Below are 22,462 nucleotides of genomic sequence, written 5' to 3'. Positions count from 1 at the left end.
GCGACGCGCGGGTGGACGGGAGGTGACAGGGAGGCGTCGACCTGGCTACGGTGGGGCAAAGGCGTGAAAGGACATCCGCCTGGCTGACAGGCGGCACGTCGATAGCCATAGGAGGTCGTCATGGAAATTTCCGTCACGGGTCGAAACGTCGGCATCACCGATCGTTTCCGCGACTACGCCACTGACAAGGCCGACAAGGTGGCGCAGCTCGCCACCAAGGCGCTGGCGCTCGAGATCAAGGTCTCGCGCCACAACGAGAAGGCGAGCGGCCAGGCCGGCGACGACCGCGTCGAGCTCACCCTCATCGGCCCGGGCCCCCTCGTGCGGGCCGAGTCGACGGGAGGCGACAAGTACGTCGCCTTCGACCTCGCGGTCGCGCGGCTGCTCGAGCGGATACGCCGGGCGAAGGACCGCAAGAAGGTGCACCGGGGCCAGCACAGGCCCACGTCGCTGCAGGAGGCCTCGAGCGCCGACTTCAGCACCCTCGGGGTGGTCCCGGCCGCCGCCGAGACCCTCGACGCGGTCCGCACGGGCAGCGTCCCGACCGTGCAGGGCGAGGTGGCCGAGGAGGAGGACGAGGTCTACACGCCCGTCGTCATCCGCAAGAAGGTCTTCGCGTCGACGCCGATGACCGTCGACGACGCCCTGTACTACATGGAGCTCGTGGGCCACGACTTCTACCTCTTCATCGACTCCGAGACCGATCGCCCGAGCGTCGTCTACCGCCGCAAGGGGTGGGACTACGGCGTCATCGGCCTCGACCAGAGCGCTCCTGAGCTGCAGGAGGCGGCGACGGCCCTGAAGGCGGGCTTCGCAGGCTGACGCGGCCGACGCCCCACCGCGGCGTCGACCCAGGCGGCCACGCCTCGGGGGAGGACGGGAGGACCACGCCGGTCCTCCCTCCTCCTCCCAGGGCGGTGGCCGCTAGTCTTGTCACCATTCCGTGACCGTCCCGCGAGGGGGCGGACACGTCCAGAACCAGGGAGCATCCGTTGGCCAACGTCCTAGAGAAGGTCCTCCGCGTCGGTGAAGGGCGCACACTCCGCAGGCTCAAGGCGTACGCCTCGGCCGTCAACGAGCTCGAGGACGACTTCACGACGCTCACGGACGACGAGCTCAAGAACGAGACCGTCGAGCTGCGCGAGCGCTACGCGGGCGGCGAGTCGCTCGACGACCTCCTGCCCGAGGCCTTCGCCGCCGTCCGGGAGGCCGCGAAGCGGACCCTCGGCATGCGCCACTTCGACGTCCAGCTGATGGGCGGCGCGGCGCTCCACCTCGGCAACATCGCCGAGATGAAGACCGGTGAGGGCAAGACGCTGGTCGCCACGACCGCCGCCTACCTCAACGCGATCGCCTCGCGCGGCGTCCACGTCATCACCGTCAACGACTTCCTCGCGAGCTACCAGTCCGAGCTGATGGGCCGTGTCTTCCGTGCCCTCGGCATGACGACCGGCTGCATCCTCGCCGGACAGACGCCGGCCGAGCGCCGCGAGCAGTACGCGGCCGACATCACCTACGGCACGAACAACGAGTTCGGCTTCGACTACCTGCGCGACAACATGGCGTGGCAGTCGCAGGACATGGTCCAGCGCGGCCACTTCTTCGCCGTGGTCGACGAGGTCGACTCGATCCTCATCGACGAGGCGAGGACGCCCCTCATCATCTCGGGTCCCGCCTCGGGCGAGGCCAACCGCTGGTTCGCCGAGTTCGCGACGATCTCGAAGCGCCTCGTCGCCGGCACCGACTACGAGGTCGACGAGAAGAAGCGCACCGTCGGCGTGCTCGAGCCCGGCATCGAGAAGGTCGAGGACTACCTCGGCATCGACAACCTCTACGAGTCGGCCAACACCCCCCTCATCTCGTTCCTCAACAACTCCATCAAGGCGAGCGCGCTCTTCAAGCGCGACAAGGACTACGTCGTGATCAACGGCGAGGTGCTCATCGTCGACGAGCACACCGGCCGCATCCTCAGCGGCCGCCGCTACAACGAGGGCATCCACCAGGCCATCGAGGCCAAGGAGGGGGTGGAGGTCAAGGCGGAGAACCAGACGCTCGCGACCGTCACCCTGCAGAACTACTTCCGCCTCTACAAGAAGCTGTCGGGCATGACGGGAACGGCCGAGACCGAGGCCGCCGAGTTCATGAGCACCTACAAGCTCGGCGTCGTCCCCATCCCCACGAACAAGTCGATGCAGCGCATCGACCAGACCGACCTCGTCTACAAGAACGAGACCGCCAAGTTCGAGCAGGTCGCCGAGGACATCGTCGAGCGCCACGAGAAGGGCCAGCCCGTGCTGGTCGGCACCACGAGCGTCGAGAAGAGCGAGTACCTGTCCCGCCTCCTCGCGAAGCGCGGCGTCAAGCACGAGGTGCTGAACGCCAAGAACCACGCCAGGGAGGCGGCGATCGTCGCCCAGGCCGGTCGCTTCGGCTCGGTCACGGTCGCGACGAACATGGCCGGTCGAGGCACCGACATCATGCTGGGCGGCAACGCCGAGTTCCTCGCCGTCGCGGAGATGAACACGAAGGGCCTCAGCCCCTCCGACACGCCGGACGAGTACGAGGCCGCCTGGGACGACGTCTTCGCGGCCAAGAAGGCCGAGGTCGCCACCGAGGCCGAGAAGGTGATCGAGGCCGGTGGTCTCTACGTGCTCGGCACGGAGCGCCACGAGTCGCGTCGCATCGACAACCAGCTGCGCGGACGCAGCGGCCGACAGGGCGACCCGGGCGAGAGCCGGTTCTACCTGTCCCTCACGGACGACCTGATGCGCCTGTTCAACTCGGGCGCCGCCGAGTCGCTCATGGGTCGCGGCAACGTGCCGGACGACCTCGCGATCGAGAACAAGATCGTCGGTCGTGCCATCCGCTCGGCCCAGTCGCAGGTCGAGTCGCGCAACGCCGAGATCCGCAAGAACGTCCTCAAGTACGACGACGTCCTGAACCGTCAGCGCGAGGCCATCTACGGCGACCGTCGACACATCCTCGAGGGCGACGACCTGCAGGACCGCTCGCAGCGGTTCCTCGAGGACGTCGTCAACGAGGTCATCGACCAGCACACGGGGGAGGGCAGCCCCGACGACTGGGACCTCGACGCCCTCTGGACCGAGCTGCGGACCCTGTGGCCCATCTCGATCACCATCGACGAGGTCATCACCGAGGCAGGCTCCAAGGGCAAGGCGACGCGCGACTTCCTCGGCCAGGAGATCCTCTCCGACGCCAAGGTCGCCTACGGTGCCCGCGAGGAGACCCTGGGCGAGCCCGCGATGCGCGAGCTCGAGCGCCGCGTCGTGCTGTCGGTCATCGACCGGCGCTGGCGCGACCACCTGTACGAGATGGACTACCTCAAGGACGGCATCGGCCTGCGGGCCATGGCCCAGCGCGACCCGCTGGTCGAGTACCAGCGCGAGGGCTACGCGCTCTTCCAGAGCATGATGGGCCAGATCCGCGAGGAGTCGGTCGGGTTCCTGTTCAACCTCGAGGTCGAGGTCCAGTCCCAGGTCGGCGTCGCGGAGACCCCCGTCATCGCCGCCAAGGGCCTCGACGGCGAGAAGCAGCAGCCGAAGCTCGAGTACTCCGCCCCGAACATCGCGGGCGAGGTCGAGGTCCGCGACCAGCGCGGGCGCCTCGAGCAGGCCGCGACGGCCAAGGCGCAGAAAGCCCAGGACGACGCCGAGCGCGGCGACGATCCCGAGGTCGCGGCTGCGCAGGCGACCACCACGTCCAAGCCGGCTGCCCGTGGGGCCTTCGGCCAGACGCAGGGCGGCGGGGCGGCCGGCTCGCCGGTCAACCGCGCGGAGCGTCGCGCAGCCGGCAAGAAGAACGGCTGACGCCGCCGGCAGGACGCTGCCCGCGCGGCCCCGACGGGGCCGCTCACCTCCGGTGGGCGGCCCCGTCGCCGTCGGCGGGGTGCCGTGGTGCCGGTCGGAGGCTCTGCTCGTCAGAGGATGTGCAGCGCGCTCGCCTGCCAGCGCCCGCCGACGATCTCGAGCCGGATCGCGACGGCCCGCGCGCGACCCCGACCGTGCACGACCACGACCGTCTCGGCGACGCCCGGCACGGGACGGGCGACCTTCACCGTGCCGATCCGGAGGACGGGCCGGACGGGTCGGTCGGCGATCACGGAGCGCGCCCGGGTCGACAGCTGGACCCGAGCGCGCAGCACGGCGTGGACCTCGGCCGTGACCCACCGGGTCAGCTGCTGGAGGTCACGAGCGCCGGCGAGCACCTCGAGCACCGACCGCGCGAGGCCCTCGGCGGCGAGGCCCGGGTCGAGCTCCGGCTCAGGCGGAGCTGTCTGCTCAGGGGGGAGCGGCTCCGGGGGGAGCGGCTCGACGAGGAACAGCTCGGCAGGACGGTGAGGCCCGTCCGTCCGTCGTTCGGGCTCGTCCAGCCCGCGTGGCTCGTCGGGCTCGGACGACAGGAGGGCGAGAGGGAGAGTCATGGGGCTCGGACTTTCGTCGGTGGTGTGGCGTTCAACATATGACATGTGCAGACGGGTCTGTCCCGACCTGCCGTCGCTGTGGACAAGTCGTGGGTGCGCGACGGGTGCGCGGCCCACGGCCGACGGTCGACGGAGGTCGACCTAGACTGGACGGGTGTCGACGCTCAGTGATCTCGTTCTCGCCCAGGGCCGCTCCAGCGAGGCCGACGTCGAGTGGCTGCACCTCCTGGTCGGCGACTGGCAGCTCCTCGCCGACCTCGCCTTCGCCGACATGGTGCTGTGGGTCCCCACGGACACCGACAGCTACGTGGCCGTCGCCCACGCGCGGCCCTCGAGCTCGGCCACGCTCTTCTACCGCGACTTCGTCGGCCAGGAGGTGCGCCCCGAGTGGCGCTCCCAGATCCAGCAGGCCTTCGAGACGACGCGCATCGTCGACTCGGCGGCACCCGACTGGTACGAGGAGACCCCCACCCGCGTCCGGGCCGTGCCCGTCCTCCGCCGGCTCGGCGCGAGCCGTCCCGACGTGACGGAGGCGCCCATCGCGGTGATCACGCGACACACGAACCTGAGCGAGGCGCGCACGCCGAGCCGTCAGGAGCTCACGTTCAACCAGTGCAGCAACGACCTGTTCGCGATGATCGCCGCGGGGGACTTCCCCGATCTCGGCGCTCCGACCGGCCCTCGACGGGGCGCCCCCCGCGCCTCCGACGGCCTGCTCCGCCTCGACGTCGACGGCATGGTCACCTTCGCGAGCCCGAACGGCCTGTCGGCGTTCAACCGGATGGGCTTCGCCGGCGAGCTCGAGGGCGAGTCGCTGGCCGAGGTGACGACCGGGCTGCTGCAGGGCAAGCTCGTCATCGACGAGTCGCTCCCGCTCGTCGTCACGGGGCGGGCGCCGTGGCGCACGGACATCGAGGCGCGAGGCGTGACGGTCTCGTTGCGTGCCATCCCGCTGCGCGACAAGGGCGAGCGTGTGGGCGCCGTCGTGCTCTGCCGCGACGTCACCGAGCTGCGCCACCAGGAGCGCGAGCTCATCACCAAGGACGCGACGATCCGCGAGATCCACCACCGCGTCAAGAACAACCTGCAGACCGTCGCGTCGCTGCTGCGGATCCAGGCCCGACGGACGCACACGGACGTTGCCCGCGAGGCCCTGACCCAGGCGATGCGCCGCGTGGCGTCGATCGCCGTGGTCCACGACACGCTGTCCGAGGGCCTCAGCCAGAACGTCGACTTCGACACGGTCTTCGACCGGGTCCTCATGCTGATCACCGAGGTGGCGTCGAGCCACGCCACCACCGTGCGCCCCACCAGGACGGGCAGCTTCGGCGCCCTCCCGAGCGAGTACGCGACCCCGTTGGCCCTGGCGCTCACCGAGCTCGTCACCAACGCCGTCGAGCACGGCCTCGACGGTCGCGACGGGGTCGTCGAGATCTCGGCCGAGCGCGACGACGAACAGCTGACGGTGAAGGTGCGCGACGACGGCGTGGGCCTGCCCGAGGGCAAGGTCGGCTCCGGTCTGGGCACGCAGATCGTGCGGACGCTCATCCAGGGCGAGCTCGGCGGCACCATCGACTGGCACACGCTTGTCGGGAACGGCACCGAGGTCACCATCGAGATCCCGTTCCGGTGGCTGACCCGGTCCTGACGGCCGAGGCCATACGGCTCGCAGGGCCGGACGCGACGAGGCCGGCTCCCCGTGGGGGAGCCGGCCTCGTGGTCGTCCTGCCGTCGCCTAGCTGGCGCGGCGGGCGCGGGCGGCGCGGCGCTTCAGCGCTCGGCGCTCGTCCTCGCTGAGCCCGCCCCAGACGCCGGAGTCCTGACTGGTCTCCAGGGCGTACTGCAGGCAGGTCTCGGTGACCGTGCAGCGACCGCAGACGGTCTTGGCCTTGTCGATCTGGTCCACAGCGGGGCCCGTGTTGCCGACCGGGAAGAACAGCTCCGGGTCAGCGGTCAGGCAGGCGGCTTTGTCACGCCAATCCATCGATGGGTACTCCTTTGGGTGCTGGACCGGGCACGTCGAAGCGCCGGGTTCCGGTGGGGGGAAGAAAGCCGAGAGACTTCGATTCATTGGGAGGCGCGCACCACGACGTACGCGTCACTTCGACCTCGAATATGGTCGCATACTGGAACCGCCAGATCAAGGATTCTCAGGAGGGATCGAGCGTGACCGAGCAGTCCGGGGACACCCCTCCCGAGAGGACAGGTCGTTCTGCGACACCGTCGCGACCCGCCCTCTTCTGGCTGCTCGTCCTCCTGCTCGTCGCCGAGGCCACGCTGCTCGCCGTGGCGACGGCGTACCTGCTGATCGAGATCCTCACGGTGCAGCCGGACTCCTACGCGGCCGCCGCGGCGATCCTGCTGCTCACCCTCCTCGCCACGGTCTGGCTCGGCGCCATCGTCGTCGGCGCGCTCCGGGGCCGAGGCTGGATCAGGGGAGCCGCGATCGTGTGGCAGGTGCTGCAGATCGCCGTCGGCGTCGGCAGCCTGCAGGGCACCTTCGCCAACCCCTCCGTGGGGCTCTGGCTCATCGTGCCCGCCGTGCTCGTCGTGGTGCTGCTGCTCGTCCCCAGCGTCGTCGCCGTGACCTCTGCACGCGACGACGCCCCGCCTCGCACCTACTGAACGGCGCGGCAGGGCGGAGCGGGGCGTCATCGGGAGGGCTCAGTCGAGGCCGAGCTTCTTCCGCAGCGACGCCACGTGGCCCGTCGCCTTCACGTTGTACAACGGGAGCTGCACCACGCCCTGCTCGTCGAGCACGAAGGTCGACCGGATCGTGCCGGTGACGACGCGGCCGTAGTTGTTCTTCTCGCCCCAGGCCCCGTACTCCTGGTGCACCGTCAGCTCCGGGTCGGACAGCAGGGGGAAGTTCAGGCCCTGCTCGTCCTTGAACCGGCGGAGCGCCTCCGGGGCGTCCTTCGACACGCCCAGCACCTGGTAGCCCGAGCCCGCCAACGAGTTGATGTTGTCGCGGAAGTCGCACGCCTGCGTCGTGCAGCCCGGCGTCGACGCCGCCGGGTAGAAGTACACGATCACCTTGCGGCCCGCGAAGTCCGACAGCGAGACGGGCGCGCCCGACTCGTCGTCGAGGGTGAACGGGGGCGCCGCGGCGCCCTTCTCGAGCTTCGTGGACATGGTGCTCCGATCTCGCGGCGCGCAGGGGCACCGGTGGTTCTCAGGGGGTCGATTCTCATGCTAGAGTCATTCCTCGTTGCGCCACGCCGCGCAGCACGCACCTCTAGCTCAATTGGCAGAGCAACTGACTCTTAATCAGTGGGTTCTCGGTTCAAGTCCGAGGGGGTGCACCGACAAAAAAATGGGTCCCCCGTGTTCGAAGCTCCGCTTCTTCGCGGGGGATTTTTTCGACGCCTTTCGTCGCCTCCGGCGACGTGCGGCTCGGGCCGGGCGGTGCCGAGACTCGTGCCGCCAGGTGCCGGTGCATCGGGGATCGGGGCGGCGCTTCGCTGGCCCCCCTTCGGCGACAGGTGAGTGGGGCGGCGCTTCGCTGGCCCCTTCGGCGAGAGATGGGTCGGGCGGCGCTTCGCTGGCCCCCTTCGGCGGCCGGGGAGGGGAAGGGCGGGGCGGGCCTAGGGTGGCCGGATGGCGACTGTTGTGGTGGTGCGGCACGGGCGGACGACGGCGAACGCGACGGGGGTGCTCGCGGGGCGGACTCCCGGGGTGCTGCTCGACGACGTCGGACGGCAGCAAGCGGCGGCGACCGGAGCACGGCTGGCCGTGGTGCCCTTCGCCCGGGTCGTGACCTCACCGCTCGAGCGGTGCCGGGAGACGACCGAGGCCATCGTGGCGCAGCAGTCCGCCGACGCCGCCTTCGACGTGCTGGTCGACGACGCGATCACCGAGTGCGACTACGGGGACTGGCAGGGCCGGCCCCTCTCGGAGCTCGCGGGCGAGGACCTCTGGCAGACGGTCCAGCGTCAGCCCTCGGCCGTGACCTTCCCGGGCGGCGAGACGATGTCGGGCATGCAGCACCGCGCCGTCAGCGCGATCCGCGCCCACGACGCCGCGGTCGAGCAGGAGCACGGGCCGGGAGCCGTCTGGCTCGCGGTCAGCCACGGCGACGTCGTCAAGTCCGTCCTCGCCGACGCGCTCGGCGTGCACCTCGACCTGTTCCAGCGCATCTCGGTCGGACCAGCCTCCGTGTCGATCCTGCGGTACGGCGCGCACCGCACCGACGTCCTCGCCACCAACACCGACGGAGGCGACCTCAGCTGGCTGCGGGGCTCGGCGCCGAGCGCCGACGCCGCGGTCGGGGGAGGCGCGGGCACCGTCTGAGAGCCGGCCCGGACACCCGTCCGCACCGCTCGTAGGATGGCCCCATGCCCACCATCGTCCACGGGTTCGACTGGCCCGACCGCGTCGTCGTCGGCACCGTCGGGCTGCCCGGAGCCCGCACCTTCTACCTCCAGGCCCGCGACGGCCGACGCGTCGTCAGCGTCGCCCTCGAGAAGGAGCAGTCCGCCGTCCTCGCGCACAAGATCGACGAGATCCTCGACGAGGTGCGCCGCGTCGAGGGGAACCCCGCCAGCGTGCCCGAGACGACGCCCGAGGAGCTCGTCGACCACGCGCCCCTGGACCAGCCGGTCGAGGCCGAGTTCCGTGTCGGCGCCCTGAGCCTCGGCTGGGACCCGTCCACCGCCCAGGTCGTCGTCGAGGCCTACCCCCTCGCCGATCCCGGCGACGACCTCGACGTCGACCTCGATGCGGACGACGCCGTCGAGCCCGTCGAGATGATGACCCTGAGGCTCCCCGTCGGCACCGCCAGGGCCTTCGCCGCCCGCACCCTCGAGGTCGTGGGCGCCGGCCGCCCGCTCTGCCCCCTCTGCGGCGCGCCCATGGACCCCGAGGGCCACGTCTGCGCCGTCCCCGGCGACTCCTGGTGACGACCGGGCCCGACCTGGTGACGGGGGAGCTGACGCTCACGGGCCGGGTGACCACCGCCTCCAACGCGACGTTCGTCGGCGAGATCGAGGGCGTGGTCGTCGTCTACAAGCCGATCGCGGGCGAACGCCCCCTGTGGGACTTCCCGGACGGCGACCTCGCCTCCCGCGAGGTCGCCTCCTGGCACGTGTCCGAGGCCCTCGGCTGGGACGTCGTGCCGCGCACCTGGCTCCGTGACGGCCCCCTCGGCCCTGGCATGGTGCAGCTCTGGTGCGACGTCGACCCCGAGCAGGACGCCGTCGACCTGCTGCCCTCGGCCGACGTGCCCGAGGACGGCTGGCGCACGGTGCTCGAGGGCCTCGACGAGGACGACGAGCCGGTGGCGCTCGTCCACGAGGACTCGGCCGCCCTCCGCCGGATGGCCGTCTTCGACGTCGTCGTGAACAACGCGGACCGCAAAGGCGCCCACGTCCTGGCGATGCCGGACGGCCGACGACACGGAGTCGACCACGGTCTGACCCTGCACGCCGAGCACAAGCTCCGCACCGTCCTCTGGGGCTGGGCAGGCGAGCCCCTGACCGGCGACGAGCTCGACGGCGTCGCCCGGGTCGAGCAGCAGCTCGACGGTGAACTGGGCGCCGTCCTCGGCGGGCTGGTCACCGAGGCCGAGCTCGCGGCTCTCCGCGCCCGGTGCAGCCGTCTGCGGTCGACGGGCGCCTTCCCCGAGCCCGAGGGCCAGGCGCCCGCCGTCCCGTGGCCGCTGTTCTGACCCCGGCGACCTGAGCGCCGCGGGCTAGTCCTGTCCGCGGTCGTCACGGGGCAGCTGCGACGACGCGTCGCGACCGGTGACCGGGTAGGCGCCTGTCATGCCCTCACGCAGCCGTGCTGCCGCGAGGATGCGGTCGCGCTGGAGGTGCCAGCCGAGCACCAGCAGGGGGATGATGACGACGAGCGACATGACGGTGAACGAGCCGATCGGCCAGTCGATCGCCATCAGCACGACGACCGCGAGCAGGAACGCCAGCGTGAGATAGCTCGTCACGGGGGCGCCGGGCAGGCGGAACGACGGCTCTTCCGCCTTGCCCTCCTTGGCCCACTGCCGCAGCCGCATCTGGCAGAGGATGATCGTGCCCCACGCGGTGAGGATGCCGAGCGAGGCGATGTTGAGGACGATCTCGAACGCCGTGTTCGCGCCGACGACCGCGTTGAGGACGACGCCGAGCAGGGTGATGCTCGCGGTCAGCAGGATGCCGCCGAAGGGCACGCCGCCCTTCGACATCTTGGTCGTGAACTTCGGCGCCGAGCCGTTCATGCCCATCGAGTGCAGCACGCGCCCGGTCGAGTAGAGGCCCGCGTTGAGGCTCGAGAGCGCGGCGGTGACGACCACGAAGTTCATGATCGAGCCGGCCACCTCGCCCACCTCGGGGCTGCCGATGCTGCCGAAGAACGTGACGAACGGGCTCTGTCCGGCCTCGTACGACGTGTAGGGCAGCAGCAGCGAGAGCAGCACGAGACTGCCGACGTAGAAGACCGCGATGCGGATGATGACGGTGTTGATGGCCCGGGGCACGACCTTCTCGGGGTGCTGCGTCTCGCCCGACGCCGTGCCGACGAGCTCGATCGCCGCGTAGGCGAACACGACGCCCTGGACGACGATCACCGCGGGCAGGATGCCGTTCGGCAGGATCCCGCTCGCCGCGATCACCGACCAGCCCGTGTCGATCGACTCCCCGCCGCTCGTCACGGGGAACGACGCGGCGAGCCAGACGACCCCGACGACCAGGAACACCACGAGGGCCGCGACCTTGATGATCGCGAACCAGAACTCCATCTCGCCGAACACCTTGACCGCCAGCAGGTTGACGGACAGCACGACGGCGAGGGCCACGAGGGCGAGCAGCCAGTCCGGCGCCGAGGTGAAGGCGCTCCAGTAGTGCAGGTAGAGCGCCACGGCGGTGACGTCGACGATGGCCGTCATGGCCCAGTTGAGGAAGTACATCCAGCCAGCGGCGTAGGCGGCCTTCTCGCCAAAGAACTCACGGGCGTACGAGACGAACGAGCCCGAGGAGGGGCGGTGCAGCACGAGCTCGCCGAGGGCGCGCAGGATGAAGAAGGCGAAGACGCCGCAGATCGCGAAGACGATCGCGAGCGCGGGCCCCGCCGAGGCGAGACGGCCGCCGGCGCCGAGGAACAGCCCCGTGCCGATCGCGCCGCCGATGGCGATCATCTGGAGCTGGCGCGGCTTGAGGCCCTGGTGGAACCCCTCCTGCTCGTGCGAGAAATCCTGGGGGACGTGGTCGGGGGAGGCGGCGGGGCCTCCCTCGTTCGAGGGACTCGTCATGGCACGACCGTAGACCCCCGGGTGCACGATGTGCACTCTTTCCGGCCGCAGCGCGCGGGACGAGGAGGCGCGGTCCGCTGCGTGCAGGCTCTGTAACGATGGGGTCTCGATCGCGAACCGCGCAGGCACGGGCGACACGCCGTCGCGGGGGACGCGCACGGTCCCCCGCGCGGGGGTCGGCGACTTGGTCGTCACGTGTCGTCCACGCTACCGTCGTGTCGACCCGGTCACCCGGGTCCGTCATCATCAGGACGCGCTGCCGTCGGCCCCCACGACCACCGGGCCGAGGCGACGTACGGTCTGGTGGCGCCGGCGCCGGTCCCGTGACCGGCCCAGCGGGGTACGGGTTCGCGAGGCAGACCAGGCACGACGCCGGTCACGCGCCGCTTGAGCCGGTCCGTCCCGCACGTGCCGTCGACCCGTCCGCCCGACCTGGACGCCGCCGACGGCTCCGGCCCGAGCGGCCGGACGCCCCTCTCGGCGTGCGCATGGAGAGCCCGTGACCACCACCCCCGCAGTGCGAGCCCGGAACCTGTACAAGGTGTTCGGCCGCCGCCCCAAGGACGCCGTGACCCGCCTGGAGGCGGGCGCCACCCGAGCCGAGGCCGCGTCCCTCGGCACGGCTGCCGTCATCGACGCCTCCTTCGACGTGCAGCTCGGCGAGATCTTCGTCGTGATGGGCCTGTCCGGCTCCGGCAAGTCGACGCTCATCCGGATGCTGAACGGCCTGCTCGAGCCCACCTCCGGCTCGGTCGAGGTGTCGGGGTCCGCCATCTCCGACGTGCCCGCCGCGCGCCTCCGCGAGGTGCGGCGTCAGAACGTGTCGATGGTGTTCCAGCACTTCGCGCTGCTGCCGCACCGCACCGTGCTCGACAACGTCGCCTACGGCCTCGAGGTCCAGGGCGTCCCCAAGGCCGACCGTCTCGCCAAGGCGAGGGAGATGACCGAGGTCGTCGGCCTCGGCGGCTGGGAGGACAAGCTGCCTTCCGAGCTGTCGGGCGGCATGCAGCAGCGCGTCGGCCTGGCCAGGGCGCTCGCCGCCGAGACCGACATCCTGCTGATGGACGAGGCGTTCAGCGCCCTGGACCCGCTCATCCGCCGCGAGATGCAGGAGCAGCTCCTCGAGCTGCAGGCGACCCTCGGCAAGACGATCGTCTTCATCACCCACGACCTCAACGAGGCGATGTTCCTCGGCGACCGGATCGCCGTCATGCGCGACGGCCGCATCGTGCAGATCGGCACGCCGGAGGACATCCTCACCGACCCGGCGAACGACTACGTCGCCCAGTTCGTGCAGGACGTCGACCGTGCGCGGGTGCTCACCGCGTCGAGCGTGATGGAGCCGGCCCGCGCCGTGGTCCAGCTGACGGCCGGCCCGCGGGGCGCGCTCCGCACGCTGCGTGACCTGCAGACCGCGGCGCTGTTCGTGCTCGGCCGCGACCGCAAGCTGCTCGGCTGGGTGCGCGACGGCCACGTGATGCGCCAGGTCAAGGCCGCCGACACCGACCTCGCCTCGATCGTCAACGCCGAGTTCGCGAAGGTCGGCCCCGACGCCGCCCTCGTCGACCTCTTCGAGCTGGCCGTCGAGAGCCCCCTGCCCATCGCCGTGGTCGACGACCGCGACCGCCTGATCGGCGTCATCCCGCGCGTCACGCTGCTCGCCGCGCTCGGCGGGGTCGACACCTCGACGTCCCCGATCCCGGTGCTCGAGCCCGTGACCCGCTACTCCGAGAGCGAGCTCGACGAGACCCTCGCCGCACCTGCCGGCGTCCCGACCGCGACCACCGAGGGAGCCCTCCGATGAACGAGTACCTGCGCATCCCCTTCGGCGACGCCGTCGCCGTCGTCGTCGAGTGGGTCACCACCTACCTCGGCGGCTTCTTCTCCGTCATCCGCGCCATCGTCACGTTCTTCTACGAGTGGGTCGAGTACGCCCTGAGCGCACCTCCGTTCTGGGCGGTCGTCGTCGTGGTCGCGGCCCTCGCGTTCCTCGCCAAGGGCTGGAAGTTCGGCCTCGGCACCGCGGCAGGCCTGCTCTTCATCGGCACGCTCGGCCAGTGGGAGAACGCCATGTCGACGCTCGCGCTGGTCCTCGTCGCGGGAGCCGTCGCGATCGCCCTCAGCATCCCGCTCGGCGTGCTCGCGGCCAAGTCGAACCTGGCGTCGCAGATCATCCGGCCCGTCCTCGACTTCATGCAGACGACGCCGGCGTTCGTCTACCTGATCCCCGCCCTGCTGCTGTTCCGGATCGGCGTCGTCCCCGGCATCGTCGCGACCGTCGTGTTCGCGATGGCTCCCGGCGTCCGGCTCACCGAGCTCGGCATCCGCGGGGTCGACGAGGAGGTCGTCGAGGCCGGCCACGCCTTCGGCTCGTCGCCGTGGCGCATCCTCCGCCAGATCCAGCTGCCCCTCGCGAAGCCGAGCATCATGGCCGGCGTCAACCAGGTCATCATGCTCTCGCTCTCGATGGTCGTCATCGCCGGCATGGTCGGTGCGGGCGGGCTCGGCGGCGACATCGTCGCGAGCCTCAACCGGATCGACATCGCGCTCGGGGCGGAGGCCGGCATCTCGGTCGTCGTGCTCGCGATCATCCTCGACCGGATGACGGCCGCCCTCGGCGCGGACCGTCGGGCACGGCGACGCCCCCTCCGCAGCGGTGCCGGCCGGGACGACGCTCCCGCCCCGTCGCCGAGCACCCAGGAGGCGCGCACCGCCGACAGCGAGCAGCCCGCCCCCGTGGGGGCCGGCGCGTGATGCCGCGTCCCAGCACCAGCACCAGCACCAGCACCTCGAACACACCGATCGTCCCCGGAAGGACACCCATGAAGAAGCGCACCATCGCCGCCTCCGTCGCCCTCGGCACGACCGCCGTCCTCGGCCTCGCCGCCTGCTCGCCCCCCGGGAGCTCGTCCTCGGCCGAGACCCTCGACAACGGTGACAAGAGCGTCGTCGAGCTGGCCGTCTTCAACGGCTGGGACGAGGGCATCGCCGCCTCCTGGCTCTGGAAGTCGGTGCTCGAGGACGAGGGCTACACCGTCAACCTCCAGATGGCCGACGTCGCCCCCGTCTACTCGGGCCTCACCACCGACGACTACGACGTCGTGCTCGACACCTGGCTGCCGACCACCCACGCGGACTACGTCGAGCAGTACGGCGACGACCTCACCGACCTCGGCGCGTGGAACGAGGACGCGAAGCTCGCCGTCGCGGTCAACGCCGACGCCCCGATCGACTCGATCGAGGAGCTGAACGCGAACGCGGACCTCTTCGGCGGCTCCATCGTCGGCATCGAGCCCGGCGCCGGCCTGACGACGGCCGTGCAGGACGCGACCATCCCCGACTACGGCATCGACGCCCTCGAGCTGCAGACGTCGTCCACGGCGGCCATGCTCACCGAGCTGAAGAGCGCCACCGAGGCCGGCGAGAACATCGCCGTGACCCTGTGGAGCCCGCACTGGGCCTACGACGCGTTCCCGATCAAGGACCTCGCCGACCCGAAGGGCACGCTCGGCGACGCCGAGGGCATCCACTCGTTCGGCGGCAAGAGCTTCACGGAGAACTTCCCGCAGCTGACCGAGTGGCTCGAGGGCTTCGAGATGGAGACCGAGACCCTCTCGTCGCTGGAGAACGCCATGTTCAACAGCGGCGTCGACGGCAGCGACTACACCGAGGTCGTCGACCAGTGGATCACCGAGAACCAGGACTACGTGGACGGCCTCACCAGCTGACCCGCACCTCCTCGTCCCGCGATCTGCGGGCACGATCGTCCCCGTCCGGCCCCGCCGGGCGGGGCGTCGTCGTACCCCGGTGCCGGGCGTCCGCACAGGCGGACCACCGGGGACGCACGGCAGAGCCCCAGGGGAGAACAGGGGAGGCGCGGGTACCGTCGATCTCGCACGTCCCCCACGAAAGGCGCCACCCCGTGACCACGATCGCCGTCGAGCCCCTCCGCCGCAGCGCGCAGCTCAGCACCCGGATCGTCTCCGGCGGGCTCGTCCAGGTGTCGACTCCCGACCGCGTCCTCGGCCACGTCCGCGACGAGGGCGGCGTGCACGTGGCCCTCAAGGGGCCGAACCCGGCCTGGGCCGAGGAAGTCGGCCGCTACGCGACGCTCGGCATGGCACTCGAGGCGCTGCGCCTCCGCAAGCGCTCCGTCTGACCCTCCGTCGGCGGCATCGTCGTCGGCAGGCCCGAGGTCGGTGACGGGTCCGTCAGCCGCCCACGCCTGCGAAGAACGACGTGAGCTCGCGGTCGATCCGGCTCCGCGCCTCCTCGTCGCTGATCGACGGCTCTCCGTCGCCCGGCTGCTCGCCGTAGCTGCCGAACTGGGCATGGGCGAGGCCCGGGACCTCGACGACGGTCGCGTCGGCCGGGAGCATGTCGCGGTACCGCTCGATGTCGTCGGGCGTGCTCAGGCCGTCCTCGCCGCCGCCGAGGCTGAGCACCGGCAGATCGTCGCGGCCCGAGAGGTCGGTCGTCGCGCAGTACGAGCCGAAGAGGACGAGGCCGTCGACGGCCGGGTCGTCGGCGGCGTACTGGCAGGCGCGCACCCCGCCGAGGGAGTGCCCGCCCACCGCCCAGTTCGTGATCTCGGGCGCGAGGTCGGTGAAGTGGCTGAGCGGACGAGGATCGAGGACGCCGAAGCCGAGCACCGGGCGCTCGACGACCACAGTGACGCCGGTGGCGACGAGCCCGGCGAGCACCTGCTCGTAGGCCTGCGGGTCGACGCGGGCGCCGGCGACGAAGACGAGGCCCTGGTCGAGCGCCGTCGTCCGGGCCGGGCGCATGACGACGACGTCGGGCTGGTCGACGACGTCGACCCGGGGGTCGTCCGCGACGGCGGCCAGCGAGGAGGCGGTGGCCGACATCGGCGTCTTGGCCCAGACGAAGAAGCCGGTCGCCACCAGGACGACCACGGCGAACAGCACGAGAGCCACGGCCTTCAGCACGCGACGCGTCCGGCTGCGCGGCGAGCCGCGGCGTCGGCGTCCGGGAGGTGACGAGGACGTGGCGTCGTCGTGACGGGAACCTGTGGATCGACTCACGGTCCCAGTCTGACGGCACCGAGGTCGGCCGGGCGTCCTCCCGGTGCGACAGGGTGGACGGATGCCCTGGATCCAACTGCTCATCTCGGTGGCCGCTGCCGTCGTGCTCACCTTCGTCGTCTCGGCCGCGGTCGGCCTCGTCGTGGGGCTCGTCGCGAAGAAGAAGGAGTGGGCGAAGGCGCTCGTCGAGCGCATGCGCCGTCCGTTCCGCTGGACGCTGCTCGTCGTCCTCCTCACGATCGCCCTCCGCACCTCCCTGCCGGCCCTGCTCGGCTCCCCGTACGCCGGGGACGACGTCGTGGCGCAGCTCTTCCGCGTCGCCGTGATCGTCGTCGTGGCCTGGTTCGTCGGCGCGCTGGCCCTGTTCTTCGAGGACCTGGGGCTCGCGCGCTACCGGATCGACACCGCCGACAACCGGATCGCGCGACGGGTGCGCACCCAGGTGCTGATCCTCCGTCGCCTGACCATGGTCGTCGTGGTCGTCATCGCGGCCGGTGCGATCCTGCTGGGCTTCCCCGGGGTCGAGGCGGTCGGCGCGAGCGTCCTCGCGAGCGCCGGGCTGGTCTCGGTCGTCGCGGGCCTCGCCGCGCAGTCGACCCTCGCGAACGTGTTCGCGGGGATCCAGCTCGCCTTCAGCGACGCGATCCGCATCGACGACGTCGTGGTGGTCGAGGGCCAGTGGGGCCTGATCGAGGAGATCACGCTCTCGTACGTGGTCGTGCACATCTGGGACGACCGCCGCCTCGTGCTGCCGTCGACCTACTTCACCACCACGCCGTTCGAGAACTGGACCCGCCGCAACAGCGAGCTGCTCGGCGCCGTCGAGCTCGACCTCGACTGGCGCGTCGACCCCGGGGCGATGCGCGACGAGCTCGACCGCATCCTCGAGCGCACCGACCTCTGGGACCGCCGGACGAAGGTGCTCCAGGTGACCGACGCGACCGGCGGCTGGGTGCGCGTCCGGGTGCTCGTCACCGCCAAGGACGCCGGCACCCTCTTCGACCTGCGCTGCCTCGTGCGCGAGGACCTCGTCTCGTGGCTGCACCGCGTCTCGCCCCAGGCCGTGCCGCGCACCCGCGTGCAGACGGTCGAGGCCGAGCCCGAGCCGGCGACCCGTCGTCCCGCACGGTCCACCTCGGACGCAGGCGGGCTCTTCTCGGGCGACAACGCGGGCTCGGAGCGCACCCAGCTCTTCACCCAGGCGATCCCGATCCAGCGCGACGCCGACCCCGAGCCGCGGCCCTACGCCCCGACGATGGGCGCTGAGGACGAGCGCGACCCGCGCGTCGACCGCTCGTTCGACGGCCGCCCGACCGGTCGCCCCGACCGCTGAGCCCGGTCCGCAGGCACGAAGGAGGCGCGCCCCCGACCGGGGACGCGCCTCCTCCGTGCCTGTGCCGGCTCGTCAGCCGGCCGAGGGCCGAGCGGTCAGTCGTTCTCGTTCGCGGCCTCGACGACGTTGCCGACCGCGATGGCCGTCGTGGCCGCCCAGGCCACGGCGGTGAGCAGCAGCCGCCAGTCGCGGGGGCCGGAGCTGAGGCTCTTGAGCAGGCTGACGCCCGAGAAGAGCGAGCTGATGATCGCTCCGTTGAAAAGGAATTTGCGCACGGTTCTCTCCTGGTGATCGGTGGGTCCACCGTACTCGTCAGGCCGCTCCGCGCACCGGCGCGGATCCGTGCAGTCCCTGCAGGTCGCGGGGCCGTAGGGTGAGCTGCCCGGCTCGCCCGGTCCGGGCTCGTCAGCCGGAGGAGACCTGGTGCGCACTGCCGTGCTCGGAGCAGCGTTGCTCGTCGTCGGGCTCGTCGCCCTGCTCGCCGGGGTCCTCACCCTCGAGGAGCTGGGCACGCTCGTCGAGCGCGTGGCGCCGGTGCTCGGCTTCGTCGTCGCCCTGACGATCGTGTCGGAGCTCGCGGCCGAGGCGGGGCTCTTCTCCTGGCTCGCCGGATTCGCCGCCCGGGCGGCGCGCGGCCGCGTCGTGGTGCTGTGGGCGTTCGTCGTCGTCCTCGCGCTCGGCTGCACGATCTTCCTCTCGCTCGACACGACGGCCGTGCTGCTCACCCCCGTGGTCGTGCTCGTCGCTCGACGCGTCGGGCTGCCGCCGATGCCGTTCGCCCTCACGACGGTGTGGCTCGCGAACTGCGGCTCGATGCTGCTTCCGGTGTCGAACCTGACCAACCTGCTGGCCCTCGACGCCCTCGGGTCGCCGTCGCCCGCCTCCTTCGCCGCGCTCGTGGCGCCGGCGGCCGTGGTCGCCGCCGTCGTGCCGGTCGCCGCCGTCGGCATCCGCTACCGCCGCGAGCTGAGCGGGCGGTTCGAGTCTCCCGGGCGGGAGGAGGCGGGCGACCGCGTGCTCTTCGTCGTGGCCGCCGTCGCCGTGGCGCTGCTCGTGCCGGCGCTCGTCAGCGGGATCGAGGTGTGGATCCCGGCGGCGGCGGCCGCGCTGGTGCTCGTCGTCGTCACCGCCGTGCGTCGCCCGTCGACGCTGCGGCTCGGCCTCGTCCCCTGGGGCACGATCGTCTTCGCCAGCGGCCTCTTCGTCGTCGTCGAGGCGGCTCACTCGCTCGGGCTCGCCGACGCTCTCGCCGTGCTCGTCGGCTCGGGCGACGGGCTGCCCGACCTGCTGCGCCTCGCCGCCGGCAGCGCGGCCGCCGCCAACGTCGCGAACAACCTGCCTGCCTACCTCGCCCTCGAGCCCGTCGCCGGCTCGCCGCTGCGGCTCGTCGCCGTGCTCGTCGGCGTCAACGTCGGCTGCCTCGTGGCGCCCTGGGCCTCGCTCGCGACGCTGCTCTGGCACGGGCGGCTGACCTCGATGGGCGTCGAGGTGAGGTGGCGCGGCGTCGTGCTCGGCGGGCTCGGGGTCGCGGTCGTCGCCGTGCCGCTCGCCGTCGTCGCCACGGTGCTGGTCGGGGCGTAGGCCGCCGAGGCTCCGCCCGCGGACGCGGTGCCCGCTGACGCAGTGTCCGCGGACGCGGCGCCGGCGGCCAGTGCTGCTCGCGCGTGCCTCAGCGTGCGCCGCAGCATGTCCGTGAGCACCGCCTCGTCCGTCGCCCGGCCGCGGGCGTGCACCTCGGCGACCACCGCCCCTGACCAGCCCGACCGTGCCAGGTGCCCGAGCACCTCGGCGACCGGCTGGTCGCCCGTGCCCGGCACCAGGTGCTGGTCGACGAGGCCGCCCGGCCGCGTCGAGACGACCCCGTCGCAGAGGTGCACGTGACGGAGGCGCGGGCCGAGGGCCAGCGCGAGGTCGAGCGCGTCCCGCCCGGCGACGGCGGCGTGCGAGAAGTCGAGCACGGCCGCGTCGACGTCGAGGGCCGAGGGGTCGTGCCCGGGGGAGTAGACGTCGGCGACGACGGGCCCCAGCCGCCACGGGAACATGTTCTCGACCGCCAGCTCGACGCCCGTCGCGGCAGCCAGCTCCCGGACCAGGTCGAGGAACCGCGCGGCGTGCCGTCGTTGCCAGCGGAACGGCGGGTGGACGACCACGGTGGCCGCGCCGAGCTCGGCGGCCAGCTCGGCCGAGCGTCGCAGCTTCTCGCCCTGGTCGCGGCCGAGGGCGAAGTGCGCGAGCGGCAGCACCGGTGCGTGCACCGACAACACGGGCAGCCCCCAGCGAGCCGAGGAGGCGCGGAGCAGCCGGGCGTCCCGGCTCGCCCGGTCGGCGGTCACCATCACCTCCACCCCGTCGAAGCCGGTGGTGCTCGCGAGGCGGAAGGCCTCGTCGACGGGGAGCGGGGAGACGCAGGACGTGCTCGTTCCGACCGTGATCACGCGGCCAGGCTACGACCGGACCCGCGGCGGGGGAGCCGAGCAGGGGTGAACGTCGGGCGAACGGCCGGGGAACGCCCCCGGGGCCCGGCGGCCGCCTCCTACAGCCAGTCGCGCTTGCGGAACTGCCACCAGAGCACGCCGCCCACGCCGACGATGAGCACGCACGAGGTGACGAAGCCACCGAACGTGCTGAAGCCGGGGTACGGCACGTTCTGGCCGTAGAAGCCGGTGATGGCGGTGGGCACCGCGATGATCGCGGCCCAGCTCGTGACCTTCTTCATGATCCCGTTCATCCGGTTCGACTGCAGGTTGAGGTTCGTGTCGAGGATGGTCGAGACGAGGTCGCGGAGCGAGTCGTTCTGCTCGGCGACCCGGATGACGTGGTCGTAGACGTCCTGGTAGTAGGGCTGCATCACCGGGTCGAGGTCGTGCAGGTCGCGGCGCAGCAGGGTGTTGAGCACCTCGCGCATGGGCGAGGCGACGCGCCGCAGCCGCACGAGGCTCTTGCGCAGCGCGAACGAGCGCTTCTGCACGTCGAGGGCGCGGGGCGCAGGGTCGAAGAGGTCGTCGGCGATGCCCTCGATCTCGTCGTCCAGCGCGTCGACGGCCTCGAAGTGGCGGTCGACGACGACGTCGAGGACGCCCCAGAGCAGGAACGAGACCCCGTGCGCCGCGAGGTCGGGGCTCTGGTCGAACGCCTTCTCGAGCCGGGAGGCGTCGAAGTCGGCGTGGTGGATGGTCACGAGCGCCTTCGCGGTCAGGAACGCCTTGACCTCGCTCGTCGTCAGCTCGCCCGACGCCGCGTCGAACGAGACGTCGTACAGCGCGGTGAAGAGGTGGTTCTCGTAGCGGTCGACCTTCGGCCGCTGGCCGTCCTGCAGGGCGTCCTCGACGGCGAGCTCGTGCAGCCCCAGCTCGTCCTCGAGGTCGTCGAAGTCCGCCTCGGTCGGGTCGGTGAGGTCGACCCACACCGTGCAGCCCTCGGTCTCGAGGTGGTCGCTGACGTCGGCGAGGGGGAACCCCTGCGCCACGAGCCGCCCGCCCCGGTACGCGCGGGTCTGCGTCGGGGTGCGGGTCGCGGTCGGGGCCTCGGTCATGGGGGCATGCTATCCACGTGACCCCGCACGTGAAGCAGCGCGCCGACGCCCCCGACGACTTCTTCGAGGCCGAGGCGGCCGGCCTCGCCTGGCTCGCCGAGGCCACGCCCCGCGGGGGCGCGAGGATCGTGGCCGTCGAGTCGGTCTCGGCAGGCCGCATCGCGCTCGAGGCCGTGCACGAGACCCGCCCGACGCCGGAGGCGGCACGGCGGTTCGGCGCGGCGCTCGCCGCCACCCACGCGGCCGGCGCGGACGCCTTCGGGGCGCCTCCTGCGGGCTGGCACGGCCCCGTCTTCATCGGTCGACGGCAGCAGGAGTGCACGCCCCGCGACAGCTGGGGCGCCTTCTACGCCGCCCAGCGCGTGCTGCCCTTCGCCCGGACGGCCGTCGAGGCAGGGTCGCTGACGCGCGACGAGCTCGACCTCGTCGAACGTGCCTGCGGGGCCGTCGCGTCGGGCGCCCTCGACGACGACGCCGAGCCGGCGCGTCTGCACGGCGACCTCTGGAGCGGCAACGTCCTGGTCGACGCGGTCGGCGTCGTCCTGATCGACCCGGCCGCGCACGGCGGCCATCCCGAGACCGACCTGGCGATGCTGCAGCTGTTCGGCCTCCCCTTCCTCGAGGAGGCGCTGGCCGGCTACCAGGACGCCTCGCCCCTCCGGGACGGCTGGCGCGACCGCGTGCCGCTCCACCAGCTGCACCCGCTCGCGGTGCACGCGGCTGGCCACGGTCGCAGCTACGGCCGGGCGCTCGCCGAGGCGGCGGGACAGGTGCTCCGGCTCGTCTGAGCCGGGCGCGCGGGGGAGGGACGCCCGGGGGACAGGCCTCGCCGGGGGCCCGGACGAGCGCGCTGATAATCTGGCCGTCCCCC

The 22,462-nt window shown here is 71.8% G+C and carries 20 protein-coding genes, 1 tRNA gene and 2 pseudogenes; 15 read left to right on the top strand and 8 right to left on the bottom strand.

Features of this window, described 5'->3' with window-relative positions:
- Positions 1–120 precede the first annotated feature (120 nt).
- On the top strand, positions 121–822 hold the full coding sequence (hpf, locus tag IFT77_RS04095) for a ribosome hibernation-promoting factor, HPF/YfiA family (protein WP_123546500.1): 702 nt from the start codon (positions 121–123) through the stop codon (positions 820–822).
- 170 nt (positions 823–992) lie between these two features.
- Positions 993–3,645: pseudogene (gene secA, locus IFT77_RS04090) on the top strand (preprotein translocase subunit SecA); the annotation flags it as partial.
- Positions 3,646–3,937: 292 nt separating this feature from the next.
- On the opposite strand, the gene IFT77_RS04085 reads toward secA, so the two are convergent.
- Positions 3,938–4,441, bottom strand: coding sequence for an Rv3235 family protein (locus tag IFT77_RS04085; protein ID WP_192169266.1), 504 nt, complete (start codon positions 4,439–4,441; stop codon positions 3,938–3,940).
- A 154-nt stretch (positions 4,442–4,595) separates the two neighbouring features.
- Here IFT77_RS04085 and IFT77_RS04080 point away from each other — a divergent pair, with 154 nt between their 5' ends.
- A complete protein-coding gene (locus tag IFT77_RS04080) occupies positions 4,596–6,089 on the top strand; it encodes a sensor histidine kinase (RefSeq protein ID WP_123546497.1) in 1,494 nt (497 codons plus the stop codon).
- An 87-nt stretch (positions 6,090–6,176) separates the two neighbouring features.
- On the opposite strand, the gene IFT77_RS04075 is transcribed toward IFT77_RS04080, so the two are convergent.
- Complete coding sequence (locus IFT77_RS04075; RefSeq protein WP_055796236.1) at positions 6,177–6,425, bottom strand: WhiB family transcriptional regulator; 249 nt, start codon at positions 6,423–6,425, stop codon at positions 6,177–6,179.
- Between the two features lie 182 nt (positions 6,426–6,607).
- On the opposite strand from IFT77_RS04075, the gene IFT77_RS04070 reads away from it, so the two are divergent.
- Positions 6,608–7,066 (top strand): hypothetical protein, encoded by a 459-nt coding sequence (locus IFT77_RS04070; RefSeq protein WP_371740919.1) that lies wholly within the window; start codon positions 6,608–6,610, stop codon positions 7,064–7,066.
- Between the two features lie 39 nt (positions 7,067–7,105).
- On the opposite strand, the gene bcp is transcribed toward IFT77_RS04070, so the two are convergent.
- Positions 7,106–7,576 carry a thioredoxin-dependent thiol peroxidase gene (gene bcp / locus IFT77_RS04065; RefSeq protein ID WP_192042036.1) on the bottom strand — a complete coding sequence of 157 codons (471 nt, stop codon included), beginning with the start codon at positions 7,574–7,576 and terminating at the stop codon, positions 7,106–7,108.
- A 97-nt stretch (positions 7,577–7,673) separates the two neighbouring features.
- Between bcp and IFT77_RS04060 the strand changes: the two genes are divergently transcribed.
- The 4 genes from IFT77_RS04060 (at position 7,674) to IFT77_RS04045 (ending at position 10,109) form a co-directional block, all read left to right on the top strand.
- Positions 7,674–7,746, top strand: a tRNA-Lys gene (locus IFT77_RS04060).
- A 295-nt stretch (positions 7,747–8,041) separates the two neighbouring features.
- The gene (locus IFT77_RS04055; RefSeq protein WP_192042035.1) at positions 8,042–8,734 is read left to right on the top strand and encodes an MSMEG_4193 family putative phosphomutase; all 693 of its coding nucleotides are present in this window, start codon (positions 8,042–8,044) and stop codon (positions 8,732–8,734) included.
- 44 nt (positions 8,735–8,778) lie between these two features.
- Entirely contained in the window at positions 8,779–9,342 is a 564-nt protein-coding gene (locus IFT77_RS04050) for a DUF3090 domain-containing protein (RefSeq protein ID WP_192042034.1), read from the top strand.
- A complete protein-coding gene (locus IFT77_RS04045; RefSeq protein WP_192169265.1) occupies positions 9,339–10,109 on the top strand; it encodes an SCO1664 family protein in 771 nt (256 codons plus the stop codon). Before IFT77_RS04050 ends, IFT77_RS04045 begins: the two co-directional genes overlap by 4 nt.
- Before the next feature lie 24 nt (positions 10,110–10,133).
- On the opposite strand, the gene IFT77_RS04040 is transcribed toward IFT77_RS04045, so the two are convergent.
- Positions 10,134–11,681 (bottom strand): amino acid permease, encoded by a 1,548-nt coding sequence (locus tag IFT77_RS04040; protein WP_192169264.1) that lies wholly within the window; start codon positions 11,679–11,681, stop codon positions 10,134–10,136.
- Positions 11,682–12,180: 499 nt separating this feature from the next.
- On the opposite strand from IFT77_RS04040, the gene IFT77_RS04035 reads away from it, so the two are divergent.
- The 4 genes from IFT77_RS04035 to IFT77_RS04020 all read left to right on the top strand — a co-directional run bounded on the left by IFT77_RS04035 (position 12,181) and on the right by IFT77_RS04020 (position 15,840).
- On the top strand, positions 12,181–13,485 hold the full coding sequence (locus IFT77_RS04035) for a betaine/proline/choline family ABC transporter ATP-binding protein (RefSeq protein WP_192169263.1): 1,305 nt from the start codon (positions 12,181–12,183) through the stop codon (positions 13,483–13,485).
- The gene (locus IFT77_RS04030) at positions 13,482–14,435 is read left to right on the top strand and encodes a proline/glycine betaine ABC transporter permease (protein WP_192169262.1); all 954 of its coding nucleotides are present in this window, start codon (positions 13,482–13,484) and stop codon (positions 14,433–14,435) included. The genes IFT77_RS04035 and IFT77_RS04030 overlap by 4 nt, the downstream gene beginning before the upstream one ends.
- A 68-nt stretch (positions 14,436–14,503) precedes the next feature.
- Positions 14,504–15,409 carry a glycine betaine ABC transporter substrate-binding protein gene (locus tag IFT77_RS04025; protein ID WP_192169261.1) on the top strand — a complete coding sequence of 302 codons (906 nt, stop codon included), beginning with the start codon at positions 14,504–14,506 and terminating at the stop codon, positions 15,407–15,409.
- A 194-nt stretch (positions 15,410–15,603) separates the two neighbouring features.
- Positions 15,604–15,840, top strand: a complete 237-nt coding sequence (locus IFT77_RS04020) for a hypothetical protein (protein ID WP_123546489.1) — start codon at positions 15,604–15,606, stop codon at positions 15,838–15,840.
- Between the two features lie 52 nt (positions 15,841–15,892).
- Here the strand turns inward: IFT77_RS04020 and IFT77_RS04015 are convergent, their stop codons facing one another.
- A complete protein-coding gene (locus IFT77_RS04015; protein WP_371740918.1) occupies positions 15,893–16,726 on the bottom strand; it encodes an alpha/beta hydrolase in 834 nt (277 codons plus the stop codon).
- Positions 16,727–16,787: 61 nt separating this feature from the next.
- Here IFT77_RS04015 and IFT77_RS04010 point away from each other — a divergent pair, with 61 nt between their 5' ends.
- Positions 16,788–18,059 carry a mechanosensitive ion channel family protein gene (locus IFT77_RS04010; protein ID WP_192169259.1) on the top strand — a complete coding sequence of 424 codons (1,272 nt, stop codon included), beginning with the start codon at positions 16,788–16,790 and terminating at the stop codon, positions 18,057–18,059.
- 95 nt (positions 18,060–18,154) lie between these two features.
- Here IFT77_RS04010 and IFT77_RS04005 read toward each other — a convergent pair whose 3' ends face one another.
- Positions 18,155–18,334, bottom strand: a complete 180-nt coding sequence (locus tag IFT77_RS04005) for a hypothetical protein (protein ID WP_123546487.1) — start codon at positions 18,332–18,334, stop codon at positions 18,155–18,157.
- 148 nt (positions 18,335–18,482) lie between these two features.
- Between IFT77_RS04005 and IFT77_RS04000 the strand changes: the two genes are divergently transcribed.
- A complete protein-coding gene (locus IFT77_RS04000) occupies positions 18,483–19,640 on the top strand; it encodes an SLC13 family permease (RefSeq protein WP_192169258.1) in 1,158 nt (385 codons plus the stop codon).
- Positions 19,641–19,774: 134 nt separating this feature from the next.
- Here IFT77_RS04000 and IFT77_RS16710 read toward each other — a convergent pair.
- Both IFT77_RS16710 and IFT77_RS03990 read right to left on the bottom strand, forming a co-directional pair.
- Positions 19,775–20,494 (bottom strand): annotated as a pseudogene (locus tag IFT77_RS16710) (sugar phosphate isomerase/epimerase family protein); the annotation flags it as partial.
- Between the two features lie 98 nt (positions 20,495–20,592).
- Complete coding sequence (locus IFT77_RS03990; protein ID WP_192042024.1) at positions 20,593–21,591, bottom strand: magnesium transporter CorA family protein; 999 nt, start codon at positions 21,589–21,591, stop codon at positions 20,593–20,595.
- 17 nt (positions 21,592–21,608) lie between these two features.
- Between IFT77_RS03990 and IFT77_RS03985 the strand changes: the two genes are divergently transcribed.
- Positions 21,609–22,379: a fructosamine kinase family protein gene (locus tag IFT77_RS03985; RefSeq protein ID WP_192169257.1), complete on the top strand. Its 771-nt coding sequence runs from the start codon at positions 21,609–21,611 to the stop codon at positions 22,377–22,379.
- Positions 22,380–22,462 lie beyond the last annotated feature (83 nt).

Source organism: Frigoribacterium sp. CFBP 13729 (assembly GCF_014841875.1).
In the GTDB taxonomy this organism is placed as follows: domain Bacteria; phylum Actinomycetota; class Actinomycetes; order Actinomycetales; family Microbacteriaceae; genus Frigoribacterium.
This window is presented reverse-complemented; position numbering and strand designations above follow the sequence as displayed.

Bases quoted from the DNA above. Each gene is read 5' to 3' on its own strand.
- IFT77_RS04075 (WP_055796236.1), bottom strand. From the start codon at position 6,425: ATGGATTGGCGTGACAAAGCCGCCTGCCTGACCGCTGACCCGGAGCTG.
- IFT77_RS04040 (WP_192169264.1), bottom strand. From the start codon at position 11,681: ATGACGAGTCCCTCGAACGAGGGAGGCCCCGCCGCCTCCCCCGACCAC.
- IFT77_RS04085 (WP_192169266.1), bottom strand. From the start codon at position 4,441: ATGACTCTCCCTCTCGCCCTCCTGTCGTCCGAGCCCGACGAGCCACGC.
- IFT77_RS04030 (WP_192169262.1), top strand. From the start codon at position 13,482: ATGAACGAGTACCTGCGCATCCCCTTCGGCGACGCCGTCGCCGTCGTC.
- IFT77_RS04055 (WP_192042035.1), top strand. From the start codon at position 8,042: ATGGCGACTGTTGTGGTGGTGCGGCACGGGCGGACGACGGCGAACGCG.
- bcp (WP_192042036.1), bottom strand. From the start codon at position 7,576: ATGTCCACGAAGCTCGAGAAGGGCGCCGCGGCGCCCCCGTTCACCCTC.
- IFT77_RS03990 (WP_192042024.1), bottom strand. From the start codon at position 21,591: ATGACCGAGGCCCCGACCGCGACCCGCACCCCGACGCAGACCCGCGCG.
- IFT77_RS04010 (WP_192169259.1), top strand. From the start codon at position 16,788: ATGCCCTGGATCCAACTGCTCATCTCGGTGGCCGCTGCCGTCGTGCTC.
- IFT77_RS04050 (WP_192042034.1), top strand. From the start codon at position 8,779: ATGCCCACCATCGTCCACGGGTTCGACTGGCCCGACCGCGTCGTCGTC.
- IFT77_RS04025 (WP_192169261.1), top strand. From the start codon at position 14,504: ATGAAGAAGCGCACCATCGCCGCCTCCGTCGCCCTCGGCACGACCGCC.
- hpf (WP_123546500.1), top strand. From the start codon at position 121: ATGGAAATTTCCGTCACGGGTCGAAACGTCGGCATCACCGATCGTTTC.